At 62.5% G+C, this 22504-nt stretch carries 27 protein-coding genes; 13 read left to right on the top strand and 14 right to left on the bottom strand.

The genetic code is table 11. The features are described from left to right. Nucleotides 1-3: 3 nt before the first annotated feature. The 5 genes from ACILSI_RS08790 to ACILSI_RS08810 are packed head-to-tail and all read right to left on the bottom strand — an operon-like array spanning nt 4 to nt 6084. A complete protein-coding gene (locus ACILSI_RS08790; RefSeq protein WP_395721542.1) occupies nt 4-1164 on the bottom strand; it encodes an ATP-binding protein in 1161 nt (386 codons plus the stop codon). Then, entirely contained in the window at nt 1092-2129 is a 1038-nt protein-coding gene (locus ACILSI_RS08795; protein WP_395721494.1) for a PAS domain-containing protein, read from the bottom strand. The genes ACILSI_RS08790 and ACILSI_RS08795 overlap by 73 nt, the downstream gene beginning before the upstream one ends. Next, nucleotides 2126-4738 (bottom strand): chemotaxis protein CheB, encoded by a 2613-nt coding sequence (locus ACILSI_RS08800; RefSeq protein WP_395721543.1) that lies wholly within the window; start codon nt 4736-4738, stop codon nt 2126-2128. Before ACILSI_RS08800 ends, ACILSI_RS08795 begins: the two co-directional genes overlap by 4 nt. 12 nt (nt 4739-4750) lie before the next feature. Beyond that, nucleotides 4751-5458, bottom strand: a complete 708-nt coding sequence (locus ACILSI_RS08805; RefSeq protein WP_395721495.1) for a chemotaxis protein CheB — start codon at nt 5456-5458, stop codon at nt 4751-4753. Between the two features lie 11 nt (nt 5459-5469). Continuing rightward, a complete protein-coding gene (locus ACILSI_RS08810) occupies nt 5470-6084 on the bottom strand; it encodes a histidine kinase (protein ID WP_395721496.1) in 615 nt (204 codons plus the stop codon). 143 nt (nt 6085-6227) lie between these two features. Here ACILSI_RS08810 and ACILSI_RS08815 point away from each other — a divergent pair, with 143 nt between their 5' ends. Together ACILSI_RS08815 and ACILSI_RS08820 are read left to right on the top strand one after the other, a co-directional pair. Then, entirely contained in the window at nt 6228-6809 is a 582-nt protein-coding gene (locus tag ACILSI_RS08815; protein WP_395721497.1) for a L,D-transpeptidase, read from the top strand. Between the two features lie 120 nt (nt 6810-6929). Beyond that, on the top strand, nt 6930-8060 hold the full coding sequence (locus ACILSI_RS08820; protein ID WP_395721498.1) for a PRC-barrel domain-containing protein: 1131 nt from the start codon (nt 6930-6932) through the stop codon (nt 8058-8060). A 512-nt stretch (nt 8061-8572) separates the two neighbouring features. Here ACILSI_RS08820 and ACILSI_RS08825 read toward each other — a convergent pair. From ACILSI_RS08825 to dps, 7 genes are all read right to left on the bottom strand, one after another. Then, on the bottom strand, nt 8573-8713 hold the full coding sequence (locus ACILSI_RS08825; RefSeq protein ID WP_395721499.1) for a hypothetical protein: 141 nt from the start codon (nt 8711-8713) through the stop codon (nt 8573-8575). Then, nucleotides 8710-9900: an AI-2E family transporter gene (locus ACILSI_RS08830; protein WP_395721500.1), complete on the bottom strand. Its 1191-nt coding sequence runs from the start codon at nt 9898-9900 to the stop codon at nt 8710-8712. Before ACILSI_RS08830 ends, ACILSI_RS08825 begins: the two co-directional genes overlap by 4 nt. Before the next feature lie 25 nt (nt 9901-9925). Next, entirely contained in the window at nt 9926-10219 is a 294-nt protein-coding gene (locus ACILSI_RS08835) for a hypothetical protein (RefSeq protein ID WP_395721501.1), read from the bottom strand. A 70-nt stretch (nt 10220-10289) separates the two neighbouring features. Next, nucleotides 10290-10490: a hypothetical protein gene (locus tag ACILSI_RS08840; RefSeq protein ID WP_395721502.1), complete on the bottom strand. Its 201-nt coding sequence runs from the start codon at nt 10488-10490 to the stop codon at nt 10290-10292. Nucleotides 10491-10496: 6 nt separating this feature from the next. Beyond that, nucleotides 10497-10706, bottom strand: coding sequence for a dodecin (locus ACILSI_RS08845; protein ID WP_395721503.1), 210 nt, complete (start codon nt 10704-10706; stop codon nt 10497-10499). Between the two features lie 85 nt (nt 10707-10791). Then, a complete protein-coding gene (locus ACILSI_RS08850; protein ID WP_395721504.1) occupies nt 10792-11832 on the bottom strand; it encodes a zinc-dependent alcohol dehydrogenase family protein in 1041 nt (346 codons plus the stop codon). Between the two features lie 18 nt (nt 11833-11850). Continuing rightward, nucleotides 11851-12345 (bottom strand): DNA starvation/stationary phase protection protein Dps, encoded by a 495-nt coding sequence (gene dps / locus ACILSI_RS08855; RefSeq protein WP_395721505.1) that lies wholly within the window; start codon nt 12343-12345, stop codon nt 11851-11853. An 89-nt stretch (nt 12346-12434) separates the two neighbouring features. Between dps and ACILSI_RS08860 the strand changes: the two genes are divergently transcribed. The 9 genes from ACILSI_RS08860 (at nt 12435) to ACILSI_RS08900 (ending at nt 18040) form a co-directional block, all read left to right on the top strand. Then, entirely contained in the window at nt 12435-12665 is a 231-nt protein-coding gene (locus tag ACILSI_RS08860; protein WP_395721506.1) for a DUF2934 domain-containing protein, read from the top strand. Between the two features lie 77 nt (nt 12666-12742). Further along, entirely contained in the window at nt 12743-12916 is a 174-nt protein-coding gene (locus tag ACILSI_RS08865) for a hypothetical protein (protein WP_395721507.1), read from the top strand. 53 nt (nt 12917-12969) lie between these two features. Further along, entirely contained in the window at nt 12970-13674 is a 705-nt protein-coding gene (locus ACILSI_RS08870) for a hypothetical protein (RefSeq protein WP_395721508.1), read from the top strand. Nucleotides 13675-13778: 104 nt separating this feature from the next. Beyond that, a complete protein-coding gene (locus ACILSI_RS08875) occupies nt 13779-14582 on the top strand; it encodes a BON domain-containing protein (protein WP_395721509.1) in 804 nt (267 codons plus the stop codon). 72 nt (nt 14583-14654) lie between these two features. Continuing rightward, a complete protein-coding gene (locus tag ACILSI_RS08880) occupies nt 14655-14804 on the top strand; it encodes a lmo0937 family membrane protein (protein ID WP_395721510.1) in 150 nt (49 codons plus the stop codon). Nucleotides 14805-14819: 15 nt separating this feature from the next. Then, nucleotides 14820-16535, top strand: coding sequence for a DUF6600 domain-containing protein (locus tag ACILSI_RS08885; RefSeq protein ID WP_395721511.1), 1716 nt, complete (start codon nt 14820-14822; stop codon nt 16533-16535). Nucleotides 16536-16564: 29 nt separating this feature from the next. Beyond that, the gene (locus ACILSI_RS08890; protein WP_395721512.1) at nt 16565-17617 is read left to right on the top strand and encodes a lipid A deacylase LpxR family protein; all 1053 of its coding nucleotides are present in this window, start codon (nt 16565-16567) and stop codon (nt 17615-17617) included. A 14-nt stretch (nt 17618-17631) separates the two neighbouring features. Next, a complete protein-coding gene (locus ACILSI_RS08895; protein WP_395721513.1) occupies nt 17632-17853 on the top strand; it encodes a DUF308 domain-containing protein in 222 nt (73 codons plus the stop codon). A 31-nt stretch (nt 17854-17884) separates the two neighbouring features. Further along, nucleotides 17885-18040 carry a hypothetical protein gene (locus ACILSI_RS08900; RefSeq protein ID WP_395721514.1) on the top strand — a complete coding sequence of 52 codons (156 nt, stop codon included), beginning with the start codon at nt 17885-17887 and terminating at the stop codon, nt 18038-18040. Nucleotides 18041-18066: 26 nt separating this feature from the next. Here ACILSI_RS08900 and recJ read toward each other — a convergent pair whose 3' ends face one another. After that, on the bottom strand, nt 18067-19782 hold the full coding sequence (gene recJ / locus ACILSI_RS08905) for a single-stranded-DNA-specific exonuclease RecJ (RefSeq protein ID WP_395721515.1): 1716 nt from the start codon (nt 19780-19782) through the stop codon (nt 18067-18069). A gap of 60 nt (nt 19783-19842) precedes the next feature. Between recJ and ACILSI_RS08910 the strand changes: the two genes are divergently transcribed. Together ACILSI_RS08910 and ACILSI_RS08915 are read left to right on the top strand one after the other, a co-directional pair. Further along, nucleotides 19843-20361, top strand: a complete 519-nt coding sequence (locus ACILSI_RS08910; protein ID WP_395721516.1) for a DUF3592 domain-containing protein — start codon at nt 19843-19845, stop codon at nt 20359-20361. A gap of 33 nt (nt 20362-20394) precedes the next feature. Then, entirely contained in the window at nt 20395-21072 is a 678-nt protein-coding gene (locus ACILSI_RS08915) for an MBL fold metallo-hydrolase (RefSeq protein WP_395721517.1), read from the top strand. Nucleotides 21073-21078: 6 nt separating this feature from the next. Here the strand turns inward: ACILSI_RS08915 and ACILSI_RS08920 are convergent, their stop codons facing one another. Continuing rightward, nucleotides 21079-22488 (bottom strand): DUF1501 domain-containing protein, encoded by a 1410-nt coding sequence (locus ACILSI_RS08920; protein ID WP_395721518.1) that lies wholly within the window; start codon nt 22486-22488, stop codon nt 21079-21081. Nucleotides 22489-22504: the final 16 nt, after the last annotated feature.

The following is a 22504-nucleotide window of genomic DNA, read 5'->3' on the forward strand; positions in this document are numbered from 1 at the left end:
GGATCAGGTGCGGGGTTTGACGGGGCGTTTGGGTGGTCTCACGCGGGTTTTGTGCAGGGGCAGCCGCGCCTCGATGGTGGTGCCCTGGCCGGTGACGGAGGTGATGCTGAAGCTGCCGCCGACCATCTCCAGGCGCTCGCGCATGCCGAGCAGGCCGAGGCGTTTGCCGCTCTGCAAGGCGTGCTCCACGTCAAAGGCCTGGCCGTCGTCGGTGATTTTCATGCACAGGTCCTGCGGACGCTGCTCAATGCTCACGGTGACGTGGCTGGCATGCGCGTGGCGGCTCACATTCGTCAGCGCCTCCTGGGCCACGCGGTAGAGCACGGTGCGCAGCGCGGCGTCCGCCCGCTCGATGCCGGCGAAGACCTGGAGGCTGACACGGATGCCGGTGTCGGCCATGAAGCTTTTCAAATACGCATGCAGGGCGGGGATGAGGCCGAGATCGTCGAGCACCGCCGGGCGCAGCTCACGGGCGAAGCGGTGCACGATGTGGACAGATTTTTCCACCAGCCGCTGCGTGCGGGCGATGTTGCGGGCAAAGTCCTTCGTGTTCAGCCCGGCAGCCTGCTTGAGCGTGCCGAGGCGGATGTTGATGCCCGTCAGCGTCTGGGCGATGACGTCATGCAGCTCAAGGCTGATGCGTTTGCGCTCGTTTTCTTGCGCCTCCAAAACCTGGCGGGACAACTGCCGCAACTGCTCCTGCATGGCGCGGGACTGGGCCAGCAGCTCCCCCTGCTGCTGCTCGCTCTGGCGCAGCGCGGCCTCCACGGCCTTCCGGTGCACGATTTCCAGCTCCAGCTTCTGGTTGGAGGCGGTCAGCACCTCCAGCCGCCGCCGCACGATCTCGGCCTTCTTGCGCTCGGTGATGTCGTTGAAGAAGGCCACCACGGCATGCTCGCCGGAGGGCAGGGTCACGCGCTGGATCTGCCACTCGTAGATCTGCATGTCACCGATGTCCCGCCGCTTTTCATTGAACTCGGGCGCTTGGTAGGACTCCCCGGTTTTCAGCGTGTGCCGGAACTTTTGGATGATCCGGTCGGAGACGGATTTCGACCAGAGGAGTCGGGTGATCTCGGAAAAATCGCGGTCGATCAGGGGTTCGATGTCCTTGAACACGGCCAGCGCGCGCACATTGACCTGCTGCAGGCGAAACTGGGCGTCCACGACATAGACGCCGAAGGGCGCCTGGGCGACGAGGGCGGAAAACAAGGACTCGCTGCGTTGCAGGGTCTGCTCCGCCAGTTTGCGCACGGTGATGTCACGGTGATGTCACGGATGTTGCACTGGATGACGGGCACGCCGCTCTCGGCGTAAAGATTGGCCACCACCTCGACCTCTTGATGCCGCCCGCTCTTGCTTTGCAGCGGCAGGTCCTCGTAGCGCACCTCGTGCTGGCGCTTGAGCTGGCGGAACATCTCCCGGCTGGCGGTCTCGTCCTTCAGCAGGCCGATCTCAAACAGCTCCTTGCCCACCAACTGGTCATGCGTGTAGTCCAGCATCTGTGTCATGAACGGGTTGGCGTCCGTGATTTTGCGCGTGCCGGGGTCCAGCAGCAGCACGCCGTCGTGCGCGGTTTCAAACAGCCGACGGTAACGCATTTCCGAAAGGCGCACGGCCTTCTCCACCTGGATGCGGTCGGTGACGTCCACCATCATGACACGGCACTCGTGGCCGTTGGGGGAGCGCTGGGCCTCCAGGTTCACTGTGCGGTGCGGTAGCCGGAATTCACCGGACTGCTTGGTCTGGGTGGCAAAGACCTGCTTGAGGAAGGTGGCAAACGCGGGCCGCGAATCGCTGGCGAGCAGCGTGCCAAAGGAACGGCCCACCAGTTTGGCGCGATCTCCGCCGACGAGACGGGAGCCGGTGAGATTGACGAGCTGGATGATGCCCTCAGAGGTGAGGGTGAAATAACCGACCGGCGCGAAGTCATAGATGTCCGTGTACTGCTCCAGCAGCACCTCCATGCGGCCGCGCACCTCCTGCAGCTCGATGTTTTGCATTTCCAGCTCGACCTGATGCACCTGCAGCTCATGGAGCACGCGTTGCGACTCGACGGGCAGCTTGGGCGCTGATTTTTTTCGCAGGCGTGCTTCGGCACGGTCACGCAGGGCGGGGGAGGCGGCTTTCATGATTTGCGTTTGGTTTGTTTGGCGACGCGCTGCTCCAGCGCGGCATGTTTTTCACGCAGTTTGGCTTCCAGCGTCTTGGCGACGGTGATGTCGGCAAAAGTGATGACGACGCCGTCGATGCGGTCGTCGAGCGTGCGGTAGGGCATGATGCGCACGGTGAACCAGCGGCCGTCCGGCGCGGACACGGGCTTTTCCTTGGGCACCAGCGAGCGCAGCACCTCGCGCGCGTCGGCGGCCAGGGCGGGGTCGTCGAGATCGGAGACGAGATCGGTGATCGGGCGGCCCACGTCGCTGGGGATGAGCTTGATGATTTTCGTCGCCTGATGGGTGAAGCGCCGCACGTTGAGATGCCGGTCCAGGAACAGCGTGGCGATGTCCGTGCTGTCGAGCAGGTTCTTCATGTCATTGCTGCTGTCTGACAGCTCATGCACCTTGGCCTGGAGTTCGGCGTTCACGGTTTGCAGCTCCTCGTTGAGGGACTGCATCTCCTCCTTGGAGGTGGTCAGCTCCTCGTTGGTGGACTGGAGTTCTTCATTCGTGGACTGCAGTTCCTCGTTGGCGGAGCGGATCTCCTCCTGGGAGGTCTGCATCTCCTCATGCGTGATGCGCGCCTCGGCCCTCACCTGCTGGAGTTCTAATTCAGAGGCCGTCAGTCGTGTGCTGTCAGCCGGTGTCGAAATGACATGGGCGGCCAGGGGGGCGGCCACGTCGGTGAAGACGACCATCACCAGCCCGTGCAGCGGCCCTGGCTCGTCGAGCCGCTGGACGCTGACATCCACGCACTGCGTGCCGCCGTTGGTGCCGACCTTGAGCGCGTGCAGCACCACGCCGTCCTTCTGCTTGAGCGCCTTGGCAAAGGCGGCGGACAGCTCGTAGCGCAGGCCCTCACGCGCCATGGCAAAGAGGTTCCAGTTGGCCTTGCCCGCCGCCGGCTCCAGGTATTTCCCCGTGCGGCCGCTGATGTAGAAGATGTCGCCCTTGTCGTTGGCCAGCACGGTCGGCGGCGCGTAGCTGCGCAGGATCAACTGGTCTGCCAGGGACTGCAAACTGGCCGAGGGCTTGGCCGGCGGAGGTGTCTCTGGCCCGGCGGGCTTGCCGACCTTGAAGGAGGCGGGAAACTCGACCGGCACCGACCGCTGGATGGTTTCGGCGCGCTTGAAAATCCGCGCCTTGGCGCTGACAGGCGCAAACAGGTCGGTGCTGCTGCCCACGGTCTCGGCGCTGCCGAGCAGCAGCAGGCCGCCGGGCGTGAGGCTGTAGTGAAACAGTGGCATGAGCTTCTTCTGCACCTCGGCGGTGAGATAGATCAGCAGGTTGCGGCAGCTCAGGACGTCCAGCTTGGTGAAGGGCGGGTCCATGATGATGTTCTGCGGCGCAAAGATCACCATCTCGCGAATCTCCCGCCGCACCCGGTAGCCGCGGTCTTCCTTGGTGAAGAAGCGCTTCAGCCGCGCGGGGGAGACATCGGCGGTGATGTTGGCGGGGAACAAGCCCTGGCGCGCCTTGTCGATGGCGTCGCGGTCCAGGTCGGTGGCGAAGATTTGCAGGACGAAGCTGGCCTTGGGCTTGAGCGCCTCCACCGCCTCCCGGAACACCATGGCGAGGGAGTAAGCCTCCTCACCGGTGGAGCAGCCGGGCACCCAGGCGCGCAGCGCATGGCCGGGCGCACGGCTGGCGAGCAGCGCGGGGATGACCTTCGTGCGCAGCTCCTCCCACACGGCGGGATCGCGGAAAAAATTCGTCACGCCGATGAGCAGCTCCTTAAACAGCAGATCCAGCTCCTGGGAGTTCTCCTGCAAGTAGCGGACGTAGCCCGCCATCTTGGTGATCTGGTGGATGCCCATGCGCCGCTCAATGCGGCGGTAGAGGGTGTTCCGCTTGTAGAGGGAGAAGTCGTTGCCCGTGTGGGCGCGGAGCAGGACGATCACTTTTTCGATGGCGCTCTGCGTCTGGTCCTCCAGCACCGGCTCCGTCCGCGCGATAAGCGGCGTGCGTTGCAAATAGGCGAGAATCTTGCCCGGCAGCTCGCCCACAGGGGCGACGATGTCCGCCAGCCCGGCGTCGATGGCGCTGCGCGGCATGGAGTCAAACTTCGCCGTCGCAGGCTCCTGCACCAGCACCACGCCGGCTTTTTCCTTGATGGCACGCAGCCCCAGCGTGCCGTCCGAGCCCATGCCGGAGAGAATCACACCGACACTGCGCTCCTGCTGGTCCTGCGCCAGGGCGCGGAAGAAGAAATCAATCGGCAGCCGCAGCCCGCGTGGCGATGACGGCGCCAGCAGATGCAGCACGCCATGCAGGATGGACATGTCCTTGTTCGGCGGGATCACATACACGCAGTCCGCCCGCACCGTGGTGCGGTCCTTGACCTGGATGACCTTCATGCCGGTGGCGCGTTGCAGCAGCTCCGGCATGATGCCTTTGTGCGTGGGGTCCAGATGCTGGACGATGACAAACGCCATGCCGCTGCCCGGCGGCACCCGCGCCAGAAACTGCTCCAAGGCCTCCAGCCCGCCAGCGGACGCGCCGATGCCGACGATGGGAAACGCGGCGCCGGCCTCAGGAGCCGCTTTCGCGGCGGGTTTGCTTCGGCGGGGTGGTGGAGTGATTTTTTCATGCGCTTAGGTTCTGCGCTTGAGCATGACCGGCTTTGCACCGGGTGAACAGCATTGCTTCTGCTCATTTGCACGAGCGGCACCGACCAGCTCGATGAGTTTGGGGCCGATCTCGTCCAGCGGCAGGATGAAATCCACATCACCCGTTTCGATGGAGGTCTTCGGCATGGAGAAGTCCTCCGACGTGGGCTGGTCTTGGGCGATGACCATGCCGCCCTCGTCCTTGATGATCTGCACGCCGAAGGAGCCATCGCCATCGCCGCCGGTGAGCACCACCGCGATGGCGTTCTTCCGATACACCGCTGCCACCGAGGCAAACAACGGCTCGGCGGAGGGCCGCGCGTAATGCACTTTTTCCGCTGACGACGATGACAGCTCCAGCCGGCCGCTGTTTGCCACGAACAGATGGTGGTTCGGCGGAGCCACAAACACACAGGCTTGGCACAAGACATCGCCCGTGCGTGCCTGTTTGACGACCAACGGCGTGCGGCGGTCCAAAATCTCGGCCAGCACGCTGTCGTGGTCCGGCGAGAGGTGCATCACGATGGCAATGGCCGCCGGAAAATCCGCCGGCAGGGCGCTCAGAATGGCCGACAGCGCCTTCAAACCGCCGACCGAGGCCGCCATGGCGATCACGGGAAACGCCACCTTCGCAGACGCGTTGGCGGGCGTCTTGCGGGCGGTGCTGGCGGGCTGTTTCAGTTTCGTCGGCATGTTTGAGCGCGTCAGGCAGGCGCTGGAAGCCCCAGCTCACGCGCGAACCTGCGCACGGACCGGGCTGACTTGAGGATCAATCGCTGGGTGCGGGTGATTTCATTTTGGAGGCCCGCCGTGCCGCTGCGCGCGCCTTTTTTGAGTGCGAGCAGCCGCACGTTGATGCCCAGCAGCGTCTGGGCGATCTCGTCCTGCAGCTCATGGCTGAGCTTCACACGCTCCGCCTCCTGGGCGACCAGCACACGGTGGGTGAGCTGCCGCAGATGCTTTTGCAGCTCGATGGACTCAGCCAGGCTCTGGTGGTGCAGACGGCTGCTTTTCGCGCAGTCGGCGCGCACGCGTTTCAGGTCCAGCCTGCCCTGTTGGGCCGCCTCATGCGTCGCCTCCATGGGCGCGATGACCGCCATGAAAAAAACCGTCGCCCGCTTGATGGCGGTGATGTCCGGCAGTTGCAGAGTCTCCAGCGCGGCCTCGTGCATTTGGGCGAGCACCAGCGTGTCCAGCCCCAGCCGCACCGCCCGATGCCCCAACCGGCCCGCCGCCAGCCCGACCTTGCCATCCTGCGCCAGATGTTTGCGCAGGGCGGCCAGGTAGCTCCGGGAAAGCAGGCGCGATTGGGCTGTCATGGTCGTGGCGTCGTCATTTGTCCATGGTCTGCCAGTTGCGGCATGGCGTCCATGGGGTGAAACCCCACCTCGGGCTGCCGCCAACGCCGTGGGCGGGGTGAACACCCCATGGCTACGTGGGGTGTTTCCCGCCAGCTTAGAGGATGATGCTGTCCTGCTTTGCGTTTCGTCCCCGGCTGTTCGTCGCTCTCGTTTTCCTGCTGCCTGTTTTGAGCGGCTGTGTCTCCACGCCACTGGCCCAGCGGCCTCATCCGGGGCCGCCGGTGGATGATGTGTCGTTCTGGGACGGGGATCACCTGTCTGGCAGCCCGTCGGTGCGCATCAGCCTCTCGGAGCAGCGGGCCTATCTTTACAAAGGCGGCCAGCTTGCGGGGGTGTCGCTGATTTCATCCGGACGTGAGGGGCTCGGCACCCTCACCGGCGACTATCGCATCCTCGAAAAGGATCGCGAGCATCGGTCCTCGTTGTTCGGGGCCTACATGGACGCCCAGGGAAATGTCATGCAGGCGGACGTGGACACGAGCAAAGATCCGAAGCCACCGGGCGCGACTTACCTGGGCGCTGACATGCCGTTCTGGATGCGCATCACCGGCGGCACCGGGATGCACAGGGGCTTCCTACCCGGCTATCCTGACTCGCACGGCTGCATCCGCATGCCCGGCTTCATGGCCGAGCATTTTTTCCACTCGGTGGCGGTGGGCACGCCGGTGCGCATCGAGCCGTGAGTCATGTGTCCGCACCATGGGGTGTTCACCCCATGGTGGCTGGATGGCCAATGATTTAAGGTGGGATGTGTGCCGCGATGGAGCGGCACTCTATTCAACCCCAACCCTTTGAACATACCCATGAAGTACATCTCACCCCTTGTTGCATCCGCTTTGCTGGCCTCCTGTCTCACCGTGCAGGCGCAGGTGCAGGCACAGTCAAACCCGACCCCAGGACGCAATGTCACCCAGTACCGCAAGGCGGAAAGCTCTGCGGAGATCGCGGGAATGGCCGTCTGGAACCTTCAGAACGAAAAGCTCGGCAAGGTCAAATTCCTGACCACCGATCTGCAAAACGGGCGTCTGGTGGAGGCCGTCGTGAGCTCCGGCGGCGGATTTTTCGGCATCGGCGCCAAGCTGACAGCGGTGGCGCCACGGGCGCTCACCATGGACGGGAACGCAGGCGTGGTGCGCCTCGACATGAGCCGGGCCCGGTTTGCCGCCGCACCCCGGTTTGACGCGTCACACATGACGCCGGCCACGCAGCGCGAGCGGGTGGCCGAGGTGTACCGCTATTTTGGTTTTCAGCCCTGGTTTTACCTCCCCGGCCAGACCGTGGTGAAAAACTCCGAGATTCTGGAACTCGGCCACATCCACCGGTTGGACCGTGTTCTCGATATGCCGATCTACAACAAGGAGGGCCAGTACATCGCCAAGGTGGCGACGCTGATGATGGATCTGCCCCAAGGGCGGGTGGTCCATGTGGTGACGGAGATCGGAGCCATGGGCAAAAACAACAGCACGAGCGTGCAGCCCAGGGCGCTGCGGTTCAACCCGTCGTTCAAATCCCTCATTCTGGACAGCACGGCGGTGGAGTTCGACGGTGAGCCGAAGTTCAAGTGGATCGGCAGCGGGACGAATTCCTTCCAGCAAGAAGCTTATGTGAACCGTGAGGTGCAGGCGGACAAGGGACGGCACTCGCAGCAGAACGCCCAGGAAGGCCGGGTGCGGAACGCCACCGCCATGGACCAGGGGGCGAATTTCCGGGACGAGCAAAAGACCCTGCGCATTCAGCAGGCCATTCAGGCTGATCCCAGCCTCTCCGCGAACGCCAAAAACATCGAGGTCGTCACCATGAACGCCCAGACCACGCTGCGCGGCCATGTGAACAGCATCGAGGGCAAGTACAAGATTGGCGAGATCGCCAAGAAGGCCGGCAGACCGGAAAACGTGAGCAATCTGCTCGAAGTCAGGTCGCAGGGATCAAGATAGCTCCGCTCGTGAATCAGGCGGCATAAAAGAGCCGGAGGTCTTCGATGACCTCCGGCTTTTGTTTTGCCCGCCGTGAACGTTGACTGTGACGCTCTCTACCTCAAAAAGCTCGCCACAAGCGATCCTGAAGTGGAGCATGTGATCATCCGCGACAACGCCGGGTTTGCTTCGCTACGCTCACCCCTCCGGGGTAGCCTACGGCGGGCTGTCTCGCTTCGCTCGGCTCATCTGCGTGACGGCGACACGCGCCTGCCGTCGAGAGCGCGCATCGTGCCGCTGCCGCCCTACCGTCCAGAACTCAACCCCTGCGAGCAGGCCTGGGACGTCAGCAAGGATGAAATATCCAATCATTGCCACAACAGCATCGACAAACTGCGCGAGGCGTTGCTGCCGAGCTTGAAACGCTTCTGGGAGGACGCTCAATCCGTGCTCAGATTGGTTGGTCGTCCCTGGCTGCGGGATCAAGCAAACGTTTCTTCAGCGCCTCCGCGATCAAGTCATTCAACGCTGGATCACGAAACCGCCGCCACCACAGCGCCACATCGAGCGGTTTGGTCGAAGACGAACCCTGCGGCCAATTGCTGCGGGCCTTTGCCGACACAGGAGGCGAGTGTCAGCGTGACAGCAGCGAACAGCAAGACTGGAGGCTTCATGTCTGTGTCGTTCCGAAGTCCGTCGAGTCTGCTGCGGCGGGGAGGCTTTCCCCGCCTTCATTCTCCCAGCTTTCGGTGGAGCGTTGCTGTATGGATTCAGTCTCTGCGAAACGTCTTTGGATGGCTGTCTGGCCGGGTTGTGTGGCTTCGGATCGAGCGCGCCATGTGCCCAGAAGCTCGATGGTGATCGTGAGGGCGACAGGGCCCAAAATGAGACCTGCGGGTCCGAAGAGCATCAGACCGCCAACGACGGAGATGAAGGCGAGAACGGTGTGGAGTTTGAGCTGTTTCCCGACAAGCGCCGGCCGCAGCAGATTGTCGATGGTGCCGACGACGAGCATGCCCCAGACAGCTAGAATGACGGCTTTTCCCCAGTTGCCTTCGAGGGCAAGAAATGCCACCGCAGGAATCCAGACGACAAATGCGCCGAGCACTGGAATGACAGCCAGGATGGCCATCACGAAGCCCCAGAGCAGCGGTGCGGGCAGCCCCAGCCACCAGAACATCAAACCGCCCAAAAGCCCTTGGATGGCAGAAACCGCCAGCGTTCCGTAAACGGTGGCGTTGATGGTGCCGCTGATGCGGTCGAACATCTGTTCCATCTCTGTCTTTGAGAGTGGTGAGAGATAGCGGAGCGAGTGCAGGGCGGCGCGGCGGTCACGGAGGAAAAAGAACAGCAGATAAAAGATGATGCAGAAATTGACCGCCTGGAACACAGAGCCAGTGACGATGGAGCCTGCGGTGGTGCTCAGCCACGAGGCGAGCGTTTTCACGCTGCCTTGAAGATCCAGATCCTGTTCGATTTTGTCTGCGATGGGCGCCAGACGCGGCTGTGCCTCAATGGCGCGCCGCCACTCGCCTGAGCTGACTTTTGTTTCGATGAGTTGCGCGCCTTTCACGGCCTGCGCGACCAATTTCTGGCCCACAAAGACTGCCGGGACGACGACGATCAGGGCGATCACCGTGACGGCAATCATCGCGGCAAGCCCTGAATGAGAGAGCTTCGACTCCAGCCAATGCTGAAACGGCGCGAACAACACGGCCAGTGCCAGCGCCCAGGCGAGAGCGGACAGAAATGGCGCGGCAAGCAAGAAGCAAAGGTAAATCCCGAGGGCCGTGGCCGCCATGAGCAGGAGTGTCTGGACATGACTCCTCGTTCCCCAGTCGTTCGCGACTGGGTCAATCACGGGCTTCGTCAATAGAGGCATGGCTTTACTCCTTCGCCCGCTTGTTGATGACCGTGGCGACGCGTTGCTCAAGATCAGCCTCATCGTTGCCGGCATCGACCAGTTGTTCTGAGATGCTTTTCTCACTCTCCGCAGGTTTCACCTCCAGGCGATGGCCGCCGGCTTCGACTGTTTCGTTCAAGACGACGATGCGGGCGTTTTCCGGGCTGGTTTCGAGGGCGATTTTTTGAGCCGTGCTGACGGCGGCGGCTTCGAGCACCAGTTCATTGAGATCGTCTGTGTTTGATGGGTCGGTCAGCTTGTCTTGAATCGGGTTCATAATTCCTCACAGCCTGCATGCCGAGTGCGCTGGCAACCATGGGGTTTTCACCCCAGCAAAAGGAGTGGAATTATTTCGAATCTTCCAGGGGCGCTGTGGACTGTCCGGCCTTGTGCCGGATCTTCCGGTGCAGGGCGGCGTTTTCCGCCCCGGTGGTCTTTTCCGCCTGCTCCTGAAGCATTTCCAGCTCCTTGGTTTTGACGGGCAGGTGCTCGAAGGTCTCGAGATCTTTGCCGAGTTCTTTTCCGGCTTCGGGCGGCATGGGTTTCATGGGTCTTCAGTCCTCCACGATGAAACCAACTTTGAGGGTCACCTGCCAGTGCTGGACCTTGCCCTTGTCGATGCTGCCGCGTGTTTCGACGACCTGGAACCAACTGAGGTTCTTGATGGTTTTGTGGGCGCGCTTGAGCGCTTTGTTGACGGCATCTTCGATGGAGGTGGCCGAGGTGCCGGTGAGTTCGATGAGTTTATAGACGTGGTCTTTCATGGGTGGGAATACACGGGTGTCTGCCAGACTTCCGCGATGGGGTGTGTACCTACTCCGCACACGATGCGGGTGGCTCATGCGCTGGCTAGTCGTTGCTGAGGATGACCTTCAGCGCCTGCTCTTTTGAGGCATTGGCAAAGGTGTCGTAGGCGCTCATCACCTCGCTGAGAGCATAGCGGTGGGAGATGAGCTGCTTGGGCAGCAGGCGCCCGGCCATGATGGTCTTGAGCAGCAACCGCGTGGTGACAGCATCGACGAGGCGTGTGGTGATGGTGATGTTCTGCGACCAGAGCGTTTCGAGATGCAGCGGCACGCTCTCGCCATGCACGCCGACGTTGGCGATGTGACCGCCCGGGGCGATGATGGTCTGGCAGAGATCGAAGGTGGCGGGAATGCCGACGGCCTCGATGGCCACGTCCACGCCACGTCCGAAAGTCATGGCCATGATTTTAATCAGGGCCTTGCCGTTGCCGTTGTTGATCAGCTTGGTGGCGCCGAGCTTTTTAGCGACATCGAGGCGATGATCATCATGATCAATCATGATGATGTCCGCCGGTGTGTAAAATTTTGCCGTCATCAGCGCGGCGAGTCCGACGGGGCCCGCGCCGATGATCGCCACGGTGTCGCCGGGCTTCACGCAGCCATTGAGCACGCCGCACTCGTAACCGGTGGGCAGGATGTCGCTGAGCATGACCATGGCCTCGTCATCAGCGCCCTCGGGGATGAGATGCAGGCTGGTGTCCGCCCAGGGGACGCGGACGACCTCGGCCTGGGTGCCGTCAATGGTGTTGCCGAGAATCCAGCCGCCTTTTTCGCAGTGGGAGCACATGCCACGTCGGCAATAATCGCATTTCCCGCAGGCACTGATGCAGGAGATGATGACGCGGTCACCCGGATGAAAGCGCGTGACGCTGTCCCCTGTGGTCTCGATGACGCCGACGCCCTCATGGCCGAGGATGCGGCCTGCGCCGACGGTGGGCACATCCCCTTTGAGGATGTGGAGGTCGGTGCCGCAGAGCGTGGTCTTGGTGATGCGCACCAACGCGTCGGTGGCCTCAAGCAGGGCGGGCTTGGGCATGTCCTCCAGGCTTTTTTTTCCAGGACCGTGATAAACGAGGGCTTTCATGAGGGCGGCGGAAGAAGTTTAGTTTTCCGATTGTTCATGGGCCTCGACGAACCAGAGGTTCATGTCAGCGCCGCGTGAGACTTCCGTGAAAATGTCGGCGGTGTCCGCGTCCTTGAGCTGCGTGGCGGTCACGGTGGCCTTGCGTATCAGCTCTCCGTAAAAAGCGATCTCGCGGGCCAGTTCGGCCACATGCTTCTTGCCGCTGGAAATACTCAGTGAGTACTCGGGCAGCCTGGATTTCTTCGCCGCCACCCGGATCGTGCCCTGGGCGATGCCGCCGAGCTGAACGATGCGCTCTGCGATGACATCGACGTAACCGCCCACGTCCATGAAGACTTTGTCGAACAACTCATGCAGGGCGATGAAGTTTGGCCCCTTCACATTCCAATGCGCCTGCTTGGCCTGCATCATGAGGTCAATGGTGTCTGCCAGGCGCTCCTGAAGCAGCGCAGTGATCTCGATGCGTGTTTTTTCCGGCAGGCTGTTCCGGGTGTGCGTGAGCTTTTGTTTCATGGCCCAAGCGATAAGCAGCCAGCGGCGCGAACACCATGGGGTTAAGACCCCATGGTGAATGGATAGGCGCAAATGGATGATCTTTTCTCATGAAAAACACACCTCCGGCCGTCAGATCCAGCAAGCTCCCACGGCCGCCTTCGGGTGTCCCGACACCCCATGATGCCCTTGCAACAGCCTTCACCCCCGCCGCCGATGATGTGGCCTGCCGAGCCTATCTGAAGCACGAGAACCACGGACTGGCGGATGGGCGTGATCTGGCTGACTGGCTCGGAGCCGAGGCGGAACTGATCGCGGAACACCATCTGGCCAAACTGTGAGGAGAGATGTGATGACCACCCACTCTCCATGCCGGATCTGTCCCCTGAGCTGCGAGCATCACGACAGCCCTAGCTGCGTGCGAAACCTCATCAAACTCCCCGGAGAGAACGCGCCGATATCGCTCGGTCTGCGCATCGGCCTCAACCAGGTCTTTGGGAAAGAAAGCCTGCCGCCCTGTGTGCGCGGTCCGGTGGGGTCGGCGTATTGGTCCATTCAACCGGAGGCCGCCGAGCCTGGGCAGGAGGGGTAGGTTTACACCCCATGGCATCCGCCGGTCGTTCCGCGCATAGCAGTGCCTCAGCCATGACTCATGATCTCACTACTACGCCTCATTCCAGTCTCGCCGCCGGGCTCCATGCCGATTCATCACGACTGATGGGCCTTGAGTCCGATCTGGCCACCGCCCTGAGTCATTCCGAAGAACTCGCCAGCGTGCAGGGGGAGCCCGGTGACTGGGAGACGGGCTGCCATCATCAGTGGGATCTAGTCGAGGACATCCTGGATGTCATTCATGGTCTGGTCAGCGATATGCACACCGCCATCATCCGCAGTGACGAGCCAGGGGCGCTGCAAGCATGCGCCGCCTGGGCAGCGATCCAGGAGGAGGGAATCAAACTCGCCGCCGCGCTGGCCGGAATGCGCGCGCAGAGCTTGGAGCTCGACGAGAACACCCGCAGGGAATGGCTGGAACTGGTGCTTACCGTCGAGTCTCATCGAAAAGTCGTGCAGACGGCCGCCAAAGGCATCGGCGCACGGCTGGAGGCCTGGAAAACAGGATTTTCGGTGATGGATGATGCCGCGAGCCTTGCCCCGTCAGCCCATCCCGGTGGGGAGGGCATGGACCCGGCGGCTTACGCTCAAAAATTTGACCAGGCGGCTGTCGAAATCGAACAGGAGCAGCATCAGGTGCTGGACCTCACGGATGACATCAAGGCCTTGTTCATGTGGGTGGAGACACCGGAGGAGCGCGTGCGCAAACACCCGCCGGTCGGATTTCAAGCCGCTTGATGAGCGCCTGGGCTGCTCGTTTTCCAGAGTGATGAAAGGTGCAATCACGGGGGTAGGGTTACACCCCATCGCGGATGGGTGGCACGGGGCCTAGCATGGAGCCTATGAAACTCACTCCTTTGACTCAGGCCAACCGCCACCTGCCTGCTGGCAGCGTGTTTCTGTTGATGGCCTTGTTTGCGCACGCGCCGCTTCAGGCCGCAGACACAGATGCCCAGATCGAGGCCGCCGCCAAATCCACTTACGTCTTCAAAACCTTCCTCATAGATGATGCGATCAGGACTGAGTCCAAGGAGGGTGTGGTGACTCTCACCGGCACGGTGCATGAGGAATCGCACAAGCAACTGGCGGAGGAAACCGTCGCCGGCCTGGCGGGCGTCATCAGCGTGAACAATCAGATCGAGGTCAAGGACAGCCCGCCGGAACAATCCGACACCTGGCTTTACCTGAAGGTGAAAGGCACGCTGGCCTATCACAGCAGCGTGAGCGGCTACAACACCCAGGTGGAGCTGAAACAAGGCGTGGTGACACTCAAAGGCGAGGCCACCAGCGAGGCTCAAAAGGAGCTGACCACCGAATACGCCAAGGATGTCGATGGCATCAAGGAAGTGAAAAATGAGATGACCGTGGCAGCGGTGGCGACGGAGAAGCCGATCACCACGGCGTCACTGGCCGCCATGATCGACGATGCTTCCATCTCCGCCCAGGTGCGCATGGCCCTGATGTCGCATCGTTCCACCAGCGCGTTCAAGACCAGCGTCGCCACGCTGGAAGGCGTCGTCACCGTCGGCGGCAGCGCGAAGAACGCCGCTGAAAAAGACCTCGTGACCAAGCTCGTCACCGACATCAACGGCGTGAAGAGCGTCGTGAACAACATGGTCGTCGAGCCGGTTGTCAGCACGAACTAAAACCAATCCCATCACTGCCGGGCAACGTGTTGCCCGGCAGTTTTTTCATCAACCACGCAAGGCTCTCAACTCATGCTCTCTCTCATCGCCGTCGTCCTCATCATCCTCTGGCTTCTCGGACTGGTCACCAGCTACACCGTCGGCGGCTTCATCCACATCCTGCTCGTGGTGGCCGTCATCATCGTGCTGCTGCGGGTCATTCAGGGCCGCCGCGTCCTCTGACCCTGTTAGTCCACCATGAAACTGCTTTTGTCTCTTTGGGCCGCCGCCGCCTTCCTCGGCGTGGCCACACCCTCCGCCCAGGCCCAGGACACGGCCTCGATGGACTTCTTTTATGACAATCTCGACCCCTATGGGAGCTGGCGCGAAGTCGGCGACTATGGCTACGCCTGGCAGCCCTACGATGTCGATGATGACTGGCAGCCTTACAGCGACGGGCGCTGGGTTTACACCGATGCCGGCTGGACCTGGGACTCCAACGAGCCTTTTGGCTGGGCCGTGTATCACTATGGCCGCTGGGCCAATGTGTATGGTGTCGGCTGGATCTGGGTGCCCGGCACCGAATGGGGCCCCGGCTGGGTGTCATGGCGTCACAGCCCGCGTTATGTCGGCTGGGCGCCGCTGCCACCAGAGGCGCTGTTCCTCCGCGCCATCGGCTTCAGCATGTGGGTGGATGATTACTACGACATCGGCCCCGGCAATTACCGCTTCATCGAGAACCGTGACTTCGGCGCTCAACGGCTGAACACCGTCTTCATCGACCAGCGTCAGAACCTCCAGATCATCAACCAGACGACGAACATCACCAACATCTCGTACGTCAACAACGTCGTGTACAACGGCGGCCCTGGCTACGACCAGCAGGCGCGTTACAGCGCGTCACCGATTCAGCGCTACCAACTGGACCGCCGTCAGCAGTTTGATGGAGACCCACGGCGGCAGTCTGCGGAGCATTTAAACTCGCGTGTCAGGGGTGGATCGCTCAGCATGCTCGCGCTGCCATTCAGCGGCCATTCTTCCGCGCCACCGCGTCGGCTGGCTGAAAAAGTCGGACGCGCCGAGGTCAACCACGGCTGGAAGAACGCCGGTTCTCCCGCTGAGATCACGGCCATGCGCGAGCGCCTGAAAAGCCCGGTCCGCGTGCCTGAGCAACTGCCACCAGAGCCGCGTTTTGAGCGTCCTGAGGCATCCAGGCCGCAGCGCCAGGAGGAAACCATTCGGAAACCTGCCGACCAACCGCCGCCGACCCCGCCAAAGCGCGAGGACACACCGCGCAATCCCAACACACCGCCCATGACACCGGGGAATAAGCCGCAGGATCGCGAACGCCCGCCCACATCCGTTCCTGGGACCGGTCGTGAGCCCATGCCCGTCCCGCAACGACCTGCGGACAGCCCCAATCCCGGCGGCAGAAACAAAATGAGCGATCCTCGTCGTCCAGGTGGCGAAAACGTGCCGCCGTCGAAGGTGGAACGGCCCTCAGAGAAGCCCAACCTCGTGCCGCCACAGCAGCGCATGCAGCCTCGGCCGCCGGAGAACGCACCGCCGCGTCCCGGCCGCCCGGAAGCCCTCCAACCGGTCCCTCGCCCAGAGGCTCCGCCTCAATCGCAGCGTCCTCAGACACCCAGGCCCATGCCGCGTCCTGAAGCACCGCCCACGTCACAGCGTCCTGAAAACCGCCAGCCCGGCCCGCGCCCTCAGGCAGCGCCCATGCCGCAGCCTGCTCCGCAGCGCATTCTGCCGCCGCGTCCGATCGTCCCGCCCGTGCCAGTCATGCCGACGGTGCCTTCGATCCCGCCGCCAGCCCGGTCCGCGCCACCGCAGGTGACACCGCCCGCGCCATTGCCCCAAACGCCGCCTATCGTGCAGCCGCCTCCAACGCGTGAGCGTCCGAAGGGCGGAAACGACCGCCCTGGGCAGGAGCGCAAAAAGCGCACCGAGCCGCCCCAATAATCACCCTCCGCATTCAGCCCACACACACCATGCTCCTCCCGCGCTCATCCACCACCCACCGCTTTGTCAGCAGCTTGCTGCTGGCATGCATCCTCACCACCAGCGCCCAAGCCGCGGACAATAACGACTCCGGCGGCACGCTCGGTCTCTACCACGAGAATGACATGTTTGCCGGAACCGACCGCTATTACACCAGCGGTGTGAAGCTGAGCTGGAGCTCGCCCAATCTCGAACGCTTCAGCGACTCGCCGTACGCCAGCCCGTTTCTGCCGCTTTTCGACCTGCTGCCCTACATCAACGAGACCGAGTACCAAAAGAACCTCGTCTTTGCCATCGGCCAGAACATCTACACGCCGGACAACACTGAAACTTATGGCCTGGTCGGCGGCGACCGGCCGTATGCAGGCTGGCTTTATGCGGGCCTCGGTGTTGTGTGGAAGAATGAGCGCGTGCGCAATTCACTCGTGCTCGACATCGGCGTCGTCGGCTCCTGGTCCTATGCGCAGGAGTCGCAGCGCCTCGTGCATGACGTGCGCGGCTTTGACCACCCCAACGGCTGGGACAATCAGCTCCACAATGAGCTCGGACTCATGCTCGCCTATGAGCGCACCTGGCGCTTCCCGCACATCACCCGCCGCAGCGGCTTTGACTGGGAGTTCCTGCCGCATGCCGGCGCGGCTGTCGGCAATGTCAAAACTTACGCGAACCTCGGCGCGGAGCTGCGCTTTGGCCTGAACCTGCCGGATGACTTCGGCACCGGCGTCATCGGCCCGGCCTCCACCACCTCCACGCCTGTGGATGGCAGCATGGGCGCTGAGCGGTCCTGGTTCCCGCTTGGCATGTATGTCTTCACCCGCATGGACGGCCGCGCTGTGGGCCGGAACGTCTTCCTCGACGGCAACACCTTTGGCACCAGCCACTCCGTGGGCCACAAGCTCTTCGTCGCCGATCTCAGCGTCGGCTTCGCCTTCAACTACAAGAACACCAAGCTCGCCTACGCCTTCGTCTATCGCACCAAGGAGTTCGACAACCAGTACGAGCCCCAGGTCTTTGGCAGCGTCTCGCTCAACTGGACCTTTTAACCGCCTCCACTCCCATGAAAACACCCGCCATCGTCGGCATCCTGCTCATCATCCTCGGCGTCATTGCCTTTGCCTACCAAGGCTTCACCTACACCACCACGGAGAAGGCCATCGACCTCGGCCCCATCCAGGTCACGGCGGAAAAGGAGCACACCTTCCCGCTGCCTCCCGTCGTCGGGGCCATCGCCATCGTGGGCGGCATTTTCCTGCTCGCCACCAGCGGCAGAAAAGCCTGATCGACATGACTTCCGCCAGAATATTCCTCCCATGAAAGTCTCCTCCAATCTCGGCCACCTTCTGCTCGCCATCTATCTCATCCTCGTCGGCGTTATCGGTGCCTTTGGCGTCAATTTGGGACAGTTCGGCATCGTCGTGCCGGTGCTCGCGCTTGCGGCCGGGATCTTGATGATCCTCGGCCGGTAAACCAGGCGCGGTGTGCCTGATTCAGGTCACTCCGCCGAGCGCACGGCTTCCAGCGTGAGCTGCCACTGCTCCACGCCGCGGAACCAGCCGCGCTGGATGCGCATCGCCACGTCCCACGGGGCAGGGGGCAGCCTGCCGATGGGCGCGTTGAACCAGCGCGCCTCCATCGACGCGCCATCCTGCGTCAGCATGATGCGCAGATGCTTCTCCTTCATCGTGCGGCCTGGCAGGCGCGGAGTCACGCGGCGGCACAGAAACAGCGGCTCCGTGTTCTTTTGCCCAAAGGGCTCCAGCAGCTTGTAGCTCTCGAAAAAATTCAGCGAGAGATCACGCAGCCGCACCTCGGCGTCGAGTTCGAGCACCGCCGTCATCTCCTCCTTGCTCAAGGCCTCGCGTGCCGCGTTTTGGAAGGCGGTGCGGAACGCGTCGATGTTTTCCTCTTTGACCGAGATGCCTGCCGCCATCGCATGCCCGCCGCCACCGAGCAGATGCTCCGTGCAGATCTCGATGGCCGCGACCAGTGAGAAGCCTGGGATACTGCGTCCGCTGCCTTTGCCAACGCCGTTTTCGTCGATCGACACCAGAATCGTCGGCCGGTGGCACAGCCGCGAGATGCGCGAGGCCACGATGCCGATCACGCCTGGATGCCATTTGCGCGAGCCGAGCACGATGGCGGAGACTTTGTCGATCTCGCCGATGTTTGCGAGCATCGCCTCCGCCTCGGCATGCACCGCCTGCTCCACGTTTTGACGGTCCTTGTTGTGCGCTTCGAGCTGCTCGGCGAGTTCTGTTCCCAGGGCGTCATTGTCAGCCAGCAGCAGATTGAGTGCGGTGGCGGCGGTGTCCAGTCGTCCGGCAGCGTTCAAACGCGGTCCCAGGCGGAATCCCACATGATGTGTCTGCACCAGACCCTCGACTCCGGCGATCTGCTTCAGCGCTTTCAAGCCATGCCGTGTCGTTTGCGCCAGTGCTTCGAGCCCGCGCCGCACCAGCAGGCGGTTTTCATCAATCAACGGCACCAGATCCGCCACCGTGCCCAGCGCCACGAGGTCCAGCGTCTCCTTCAAATCATAACTCTCCAGCATGCGCGCCTTCAGCAGCGCGTGTGAGACCTTGAAGACCAGGCCAGCCGTGCAGAAATAATGATGATCTTTGCCCAGCTTCGGATTCACCAGCGCGAGACAGTCCGGCTTGCCCAAAGGAGAAAGCTCATGATGGTCCACGATCACGCAGTCCACCCCTTCCGCCTTCAGCCGGGCCACTTCCGTGAGCGAGGTCGTGCCGCAGTCCAGCGCGATGAGCAGATCCGGCTTGCCAAACTGCTCATAGCACTTCGCGATGCCGTCGTGGCTCAGTCCATAGCCTTCCTCCATGCGTGTCGGCAGGAACAGATGCGTGTTGAGGCCGTAGGCCTTCAAAATGAGGTGCATCAGCGCCATGGAGGTCACGCCGTCCACATCGTAGTCGCCGTAGAGCACGACGTTCTCCTTGTTGTCCACCGCGCGCAGCATGCGCTCCACTGCGGCGTTCATCTCCGGCAGCACCGTCGGGTCTCCCAGAGTGGCCAGTTTTGGCACCAGGAAATCCCGCGCCTGCTCCACCGTGGTGATGCCACGCTGCACCAAAAGCTGCGCCATGAGCGGGGACACGCCCATGTCCGCCGCCAACTCGGCAGCCCCCTCCACGGCGGGCTTCAGCAGCCAGCGCGGCGGTCGTATCGAGATGGGGGAGATGTCGGACATGTGGGTGTTTGCGAGAAAGACGCATCTCTGTATGGAACATGCGCGAAGCGTAGTCAAAGCATGCTTCCCTCGCCCATGTCGCAGAATCAATTGGCACACTCTCAAACCGGTCGCTGGTGGCTTGGCGCGATGGCTTTGTTCCTCATCGCCGCCGGCTCGTTCTTCGCGTGGCGCATGTGGCTTTCCTATGAAAACGCGCAGATCACCCGCCGCTGGACGCCCATTTCATGCCGCATCGTCTCCTCTCGCGTCGTCAGCGAGCGTCCAACACCGAACTCCGCGCCAGCGCATCGCGTGGAGCTTCGCTACGAGTATGAGTTCAACGGTCAAACACACACCGGCACCCGCCTCCGTCGTGTGGAGGCTGCGCCAACGCAGCATCTGGACAAAGCGCGTGAAAAACAGCTCAACTACCCGCCAGGCTCAGCACAAACCTGCTTTGTGAATCCTGCGACGCCTGAGGAAGCCGTCCTGGAGCACGCCTCACGTGCCGCGCTTTACTCCATCTGGTTTCCCCTGCTGTTCGTCGGCGGCGGCCTCGGCATGCTGCGCGGGGCCTTGAAGCGGCCGCGAATGTGAAACTTTGACAAGCTGCTGAGACGATCAATCACCATGCCTCCCGATTTGCTCATCGTCCGCACCTTCATCGTGCAGTTCTTCGTCCTGCGGGATGGCGACGCGCTTTATCTCATCGACACCGGCTTCATCGGCGGCATGCGGGCATGGGAAAAGGCATTGATCACCCGTGGCTGGGACAAGCTGCCCATTCGCGGCATTCTTCTCACGCACGGCCACCTGGATCATGTGCGCAACGCCCCTGCGCTCGCCAAACAGCACGGTGCCTGGATCGCTGGCCCGGAACGCGATCTCGAACACTACGAAAACCGCGCCCGCTACACCGGCTGGGGACGTGTGGCGGGTGTTTCTGAGTGGATTGGCCGCCGTGTGCTGCGCCAGCCATCATTCCGCCCCGACAAACTGCTGCACGATGGCGACGAGCTTCCCATCTGGGGTGGACTCCGCGTCATCGCGCTCTCAGGCCACACGCATGGTCATTGCGGCTACTACTCTGCCAAACACAGGCTGCTCTTCAGCGGCGATTTGTTCGCCACCTTCGGCTTCGGGCCTCAAATCGCCCCGTTCTACCTCAATCAAGACAACACCGAGGCTCGTCGCAGCATTCATCGTGCTCTTGAACTGCCCCTCGACGGCGTTTTGCCCTGCCACGCCGATGAATCACCGCCGGAGAGGCAGTTGGAGTATCTTCGCGGTCTTGCGGCCTCGGCTTAGCTGGCATCACGCCAGCAGCGCCTTCACCACCTCACCGCTCACGTCTGTGAGTCGATAATCTCTTCCGGTGAAGCGATAGGTGAGCTGTTCGTGATCCAGGCCGAGCTGATGCAGCATCGTCGCATGCAGGTCGGGCACGGAGACTTTGTTCTCGATGGCGCTGTAACCGAATTCATCCGTCGCGCCGTAAATCTGACCGCCTTTGATGCCGCCGCCAGCCATCCACATGGTGAAGCCTTTGGGATGATGATCGCGGCCCTTGCCGTTTTCGGCCACGGGTGAGCGGCCAAACTCGCCGCCCCACACGACGAGCGTGCTGTCGAGCATGCCGCTGATCTTCAAATCGTCGAGCAACGCGGCAATCGGCCCGTCGGTCTCGGCGCAGTGCAGGTCGTGATTCTTTTTCAGATCATCATGCGCGTCCCAGGCCTTCGGGCCTTCGTTGCCGCCGCTGTACACCTGCACGAAGCGCACGCCGCGCTCGACGAGGCGACGCGCCAGCAGGCAGTTCTTGCCAAAGTGCGCGGTGACCTTGTTGTCGAGGCCGTACATCTTCCGCACGCTCTCCGGCTCGCGGCTGAGGTCGGTGCATTCGCTGGCGCTCATTTGCATGCGATAAGCCAGCTCGTAAGTGTTGATGCGCGCCGCCAGTTGTGTCTCCGCCGGGTTCGCGGCGGCGAATTCGGTGTTCCATTGCTTCAGCAGATCCAGCCGCGCCCGCTGCTGCGCACGCGAGACGTTGTTCGGCGGAGTGAGATACGCAATCGGCTCGCCGCTGCTGCGGAAGGGCACGCCCTGATACGCGGCGGGCATGAAACCGTTCGACCAGTTGAGAGCGCCATTCACTGGGGCACCCTGATGATCGAGCAGCACGACAAAGGCCGGCAGGTTCTCGCTTTCACTGCCGAGGCCGTAGGTGGCCCACGAGCCCATGCACGGCCGGCCGGGCAGGATGAAGCCCGTGTTCATCTGGAAGATCGCGGGGCCGTGGTTGTTGCTCTCCGCGTGCATGCTGCGGATCACGCACAGGTCATCGGCATGCCGTGCGAGATTCGGAAACGTCTCCGCCATGTCGATCCCGGCCTGTCCGTGCTTCGCAAAGCGGTAGTAGCTCTGCATCGCCACGTTCTTGGTCTTCTTCCCCATGAAAGCATCCTCCGGCTTCCACACCGGGATCGCCTTGCCGTGCCATTTCGCCAGCTCCGGCTTCGGATCGAGCAAATCCACATGCGACGGCCCGCCATACATGAAGAGAAAGATCACCGACTTCGCCTTCGGCGCGAAATGTGGCGCGCGAGGAGCCAGCGGGTTCGTCGATGACAGCACGCCATCGGCACCGAGCAGCGATTGCAACGCCAGCGAGCCGAAACCGGCTCCGCTGCGCTGAAGAATCTGTCGGCGGGTGAGGGGATGCATCTGCCTCATGATGATG

Source organism: Prosthecobacter sp., from assembly GCF_044232965.1.
In the GTDB taxonomy this organism is placed as follows: Bacteria; Verrucomicrobiota; Verrucomicrobiia; order Verrucomicrobiales; family Verrucomicrobiaceae; genus Prosthecobacter.

Bases quoted from the DNA above. Each gene is read 5' to 3' on its own strand.
- ACILSI_RS08795 (WP_395721494.1), bottom strand. From the start codon at position 2,129: ATGAAAGCCGCCTCCCCCGCCCTGCGTGACCGTGCCGAAGCACGCCTG.
- ACILSI_RS08805 (WP_395721495.1), bottom strand. From the start codon at position 5,458: ATGCCGACGAAACTGAAACAGCCCGCCAGCACCGCCCGCAAGACGCCC.
- ACILSI_RS08810 (WP_395721496.1), bottom strand. From the start codon at position 6,084: ATGACAGCCCAATCGCGCCTGCTTTCCCGGAGCTACCTGGCCGCCCTG.
- ACILSI_RS08815 (WP_395721497.1), top strand. From the start codon at position 6,228: ATGATGCTGTCCTGCTTTGCGTTTCGTCCCCGGCTGTTCGTCGCTCTC.
- ACILSI_RS08820 (WP_395721498.1), top strand. From the start codon at position 6,930: ATGAAGTACATCTCACCCCTTGTTGCATCCGCTTTGCTGGCCTCCTGT.
- ACILSI_RS08825 (WP_395721499.1), bottom strand. From the start codon at position 8,713: ATGAAGCCTCCAGTCTTGCTGTTCGCTGCTGTCACGCTGACACTCGCC.
- ACILSI_RS08835 (WP_395721501.1), bottom strand. From the start codon at position 10,219: ATGAACCCGATTCAAGACAAGCTGACCGACCCATCAAACACAGACGAT.
- ACILSI_RS08840 (WP_395721502.1), bottom strand. From the start codon at position 10,490: ATGAAACCCATGCCGCCCGAAGCCGGAAAAGAACTCGGCAAAGATCTC.
- ACILSI_RS08845 (WP_395721503.1), bottom strand. From the start codon at position 10,706: ATGAAAGACCACGTCTATAAACTCATCGAACTCACCGGCACCTCGGCC.
- ACILSI_RS08850 (WP_395721504.1), bottom strand. From the start codon at position 11,832: ATGAAAGCCCTCGTTTATCACGGTCCTGGAAAAAAAAGCCTGGAGGAC.
- dps (WP_395721505.1), bottom strand. From the start codon at position 12,345: ATGAAACAAAAGCTCACGCACACCCGGAACAGCCTGCCGGAAAAAACA.
- ACILSI_RS08860 (WP_395721506.1), top strand. From the start codon at position 12,435: ATGAAAAACACACCTCCGGCCGTCAGATCCAGCAAGCTCCCACGGCCG.
- ACILSI_RS08870 (WP_395721508.1), top strand. From the start codon at position 12,970: ATGACTCATGATCTCACTACTACGCCTCATTCCAGTCTCGCCGCCGGG.
- ACILSI_RS08875 (WP_395721509.1), top strand. From the start codon at position 13,779: ATGAAACTCACTCCTTTGACTCAGGCCAACCGCCACCTGCCTGCTGGC.
- ACILSI_RS08880 (WP_395721510.1), top strand. From the start codon at position 14,655: ATGCTCTCTCTCATCGCCGTCGTCCTCATCATCCTCTGGCTTCTCGGA.
- ACILSI_RS08885 (WP_395721511.1), top strand. From the start codon at position 14,820: ATGAAACTGCTTTTGTCTCTTTGGGCCGCCGCCGCCTTCCTCGGCGTG.
- ACILSI_RS08890 (WP_395721512.1), top strand. From the start codon at position 16,565: ATGCTCCTCCCGCGCTCATCCACCACCCACCGCTTTGTCAGCAGCTTG.
- ACILSI_RS08895 (WP_395721513.1), top strand. From the start codon at position 17,632: ATGAAAACACCCGCCATCGTCGGCATCCTGCTCATCATCCTCGGCGTC.
- ACILSI_RS08900 (WP_395721514.1), top strand. From the start codon at position 17,885: ATGAAAGTCTCCTCCAATCTCGGCCACCTTCTGCTCGCCATCTATCTC.
- recJ (WP_395721515.1), bottom strand. From the start codon at position 19,782: ATGTCCGACATCTCCCCCATCTCGATACGACCGCCGCGCTGGCTGCTG.
- ACILSI_RS08910 (WP_395721516.1), top strand. From the start codon at position 19,843: ATGCTTCCCTCGCCCATGTCGCAGAATCAATTGGCACACTCTCAAACC.
- ACILSI_RS08915 (WP_395721517.1), top strand. From the start codon at position 20,395: ATGCCTCCCGATTTGCTCATCGTCCGCACCTTCATCGTGCAGTTCTTC.
- ACILSI_RS08920 (WP_395721518.1), bottom strand. From the start codon at position 22,488: ATGCATCCCCTCACCCGCCGACAGATTCTTCAGCGCAGCGGAGCCGGT.